Raw genomic sequence first — 1,925 nt, forward strand, 5'->3', positions numbered from 1 at the left:
CATGGCCATTGGAAAACCACCACTTTCACCGGTGCGCTGCGCCTGACGGGCATGACTGCGCCGATGGTCCTGGACGGTCCCATGACCGGCGAATGCTTCGCTGCCTATGCCCAGCAGGTTCTGGCGCCAACGTTGCATCCTGGTGACATCGTCATCCTCGACAATCTGCCGGCGCATAAGGCAATCGCTGCCCGTGAAGCCATCGAAGCGGTTGGAGCGAGCATGCTGTTCCTGCCGCCATACAGCCCCGACTTCAACCCAATCGAAAACGCCTTCTCCAAACTCAAGGCTATCCTGCGAAAAGCCGCCGCCCGAACTATCCCGGAGCTATGGCATGCGATACGTGACGCGTTGCCACGCTTCACTCACGAAGAATGCGCAAACTATTTCACAGCTACCGGATATGAGCCAGAGTGATCGGATTATGCTCTAGCTCTGGGGAGGAGTAGCTGACAGTCCGCCACTTTCTCATATCGGCGATTGTGTGAACTGAATTCGTCCGCGCGGCCCTCTTTTGCGCGTTTGATTATTTTGCGTCACTCAAACGCCCTCCTGATAGGTGTCGGTAACCGAGTTCAAAACATTGTCGGCTTCTTCCATTAACGCCTCCCAGTGAACATCGAGAAATTACAATAAGGCACCGCTTGCCAGGGGAGGCCCACAGACGCGAAAGGCGGCCTTCCTATGAAGGGGATGGCCAATGGAGATGATGACCGGCACCGCTGCACGACAGGCCGACGCTCACCTTGTCCCGTCGCCATCCCTGCACCCGGTCGCACCATTGATCGTCGGATCTGCCCTGCTGATGCAAGGGATAGACGGTACCGCCATCACCGTTGCGCTGCCGGCTATGGCCAATGCACTGGGGACAAACCTGTTGCACATGAACCTGGGGGTAAGCGCCTATCTCCTTAGTATAGCAGTCTTCATCCCAGCCAGTGGATGGATCGGTGATCGGTTCGGCGCCCGTACCAGCTTCTGTTGGGCCATCGCCCTGTTCGTCCTGGCCTCGCTCTTTTGCGGTCTTGCTACGAACTTGCCGCAATTGATTATCGCGCGCGTCGCCCAGGGCCTGGGTGGGGCAATGATGGCGCCGGTCGGGCGATTGATGATGCTGCGCGCCGTGCCGCGACACGATTATGTCCGGGCAATCTCTCTCTACACGGCACCAGCGCTGCTGGGGCCGGTGTTGGGCGCGCCGCTGGGTGGGCTGATCGTTGAGCTATCGTCCTGGCACTGGATTTTCTTCATCAACATCCCCTTTGGCGTGATCGGCATCGCGGCCACCCTGCATTATGTGCCGGATCTGCGCAGTCCCCATCCAGGGCCTTTTGATCTGCCCGGTTTTCTGCTCCTTGGGGCCGGTGCATCATGCGGAACGCTAGCCTTGGCAGGCATTTCGGGCGCGATGGATCGGCTGGTGATCGCCATGCTCGCAATTACCAGCCTCATCACCCTGCCGCTGGCCATCCATCATGCACGGCATGCGAAGCATCCGCTGATTGACCTCAGTCTGCTCAAAGTGCGGAGTTTTCGTGTTGTCATGCAAAGTGGCACACTGTGGCGGATCACCGTTGCCGGACTTCCCGTTCTGCTTGCCTTGCTGCTCCAGATCGGCCTTGGTCTTGGCCCCCTCGCCAGCGGGCTCATTCTGTTCGCAAGCGGTGCGGGCGCCCTGACGATGAAAGTGGTCGCGGGCACCATATTGCATCGTTTCGGCTTTCGCCGAGTGAGGTGGCCTCGCCTTCTTTGACAGGTTGGCGGCTAAGTTAAGCTCATCCTGGTTGTTGTTGATGCCGCCATTTGGGTGATCAAATCCTGGAGGGCATGCCCCCCAGGATTTGAAGCGCCGATTTGCCCATATGCCTCGCCTGGGGTTTTCCCTGCAAGGCGTGAATGCGGACGATGGTTGTCATAATAGGCGA

The 1,925-nt window shown here is 58.6% G+C and carries 2 protein-coding genes; both read left to right on the forward strand.

Features of this window, described 5'->3' with window-relative positions; genetic code table 11:
- Positions 1-417, forward strand: a 417-nt coding sequence (locus BMX92_RS26685; protein WP_143066913.1) for an IS630 family transposase, incomplete at its 5' end; no start/stop codon positions are given.
- A 283-nt stretch (positions 418-700) separates the two neighbouring features.
- Positions 701-1,753: an MFS transporter gene (locus tag BMX92_RS26690; RefSeq protein WP_093022769.1), complete on the forward strand. Its 1,053-nt coding sequence runs from the start codon at positions 701-703 to the stop codon at positions 1,751-1,753.
- Positions 1,754-1,925: the final 172 nt, after the last annotated feature.

Origin of the sequence: Sphingobium sp. YR768 (genome assembly GCF_900111125.1) — a bacterium.
In the GTDB taxonomy this organism is placed as follows: domain Bacteria; phylum Pseudomonadota; class Alphaproteobacteria; order Sphingomonadales; family Sphingomonadaceae; genus Sphingobium.

Coding starts and splice junctions, on each gene's coding strand:
- BMX92_RS26690 (WP_093022769.1), top strand. CDS start 701: ATGGAGATGATGACCGGCACCGCTGCACGACAGGCCGACGCTCACCTT.